Genomic DNA, 1,194 nt, shown 5'->3' with positions numbered 1-1,194 from the left:
GCCGTGAAGGCGCCGGCATTGACCTCAGGCTTTTCCCAGTAGCCGCTCATGACCTGCGGACCCTTGGCGCAGATTTCGCCGGCCTGGCCCAGCGGCACTTCGTTGCCGGCGTCGTCGATCAGCTTGATGTCCGTCGAAGGGAAGGGCAGGCCCGTGGTGGCCGAGAACTCCTTGATGAACGGCGGGTTCAGCGAGAGCACCGGACTGGTCTCGGACAGGCCGTAGCCTTCCAGGATCAGCTTGCCGGTGACTTCCTTCCAGCGCTGGGACGTCGCCGGGATCACCGCGGCGCCGCCGCCCACCGACAGGCGCAGGTGCGACCAGTCCACTTCCTTGAGCTTGGGGTGCGCGGCCAGGCCGGCATAGAGGGTGTTCACGCCCGCGAACACCGACATCTTCGAATCCTTGAAGGTCTGGATCAGCCCGTCGATGTCGCGCGGGTTGGCCACCAGCCAGTTCTCCGCACCCAGCGAGAAGTAGGTGATGAGGTTCACCATCAGCGCGAAGATGTGATACAGCGGCAGGGCCGTGACGATGACGTCTTCGCCGGGGCGCAGCGTCTCCTGCATGAAGGCCTTGTACTGCTCGGTATTGGCGACCAGGTTGCGGTGCGACAGGCATGCGCCTTTCGACAGGCCCGTGGTGCCGCCGGTGTACTGCAGGAACAGCAGGTCATCGCCGGTGAGCGTTGGCGCGACGTAGTCGGTCGGCTTGCCTTCACCCAGGATGCCGCCCAGTGCGACGGTTTTGGTGAGGCGTTCGTCCACCGCGGGTGCCGGCAGCGAGACCGACAGGCCGTCGCCCGGGGCGGCGGTGATGATGGTGGTGACACCGGTGTCCTTGATGGTCTCGGCCAGGGTTGGCGTGGAGCCGTTGAACACGACGATGGTCTTGACGCCCGCGTCGTTGAGCTGATGCCCCAGTTCGCGCGGCGTGTAGAGCGGGTTCACGTTGACCTGCACGGCGCCTGCGCGCGCAATGCCGAAAAACACGATCGGGAAGGCCGCCAGGTTGGGCATCATGACCGCGATGCGGTCGCCCTTCTTCACGCCGAGTTCGCGCTGCAGATAGCTCGCGAATTGCGCCGACAGGCGGTCCACGTCGGCATAGCTCAGGCGCTGCCCGAATGAGCGGAAAGCCGTCTTGCCCGCGTACTGCTTCATCGCCTGCTCGAGCATGTCGACGATGGAGCTG

Annotated in this window: 1 protein-coding gene; it reads right to left on the bottom strand. The window is 65.4% G+C overall.

What is annotated here, in order from left to right:
• Positions 1-1,194: AMP-binding protein (locus tag QTI66_RS39510; protein WP_286565839.1), on the bottom strand; the 1,194-nt coding region annotated here is incomplete at both ends.

Origin of the sequence: Variovorax brevis (genome assembly GCF_030317105.1) — a bacterium.
Classification (GTDB): Bacteria; Pseudomonadota; Gammaproteobacteria; order Burkholderiales; family Burkholderiaceae_C; genus Variovorax; species Variovorax brevis.
The sequence above is the reverse complement of the archived record's forward strand: the minus strand, read 5'-3'. Positions and strand labels throughout refer to the sequence as shown.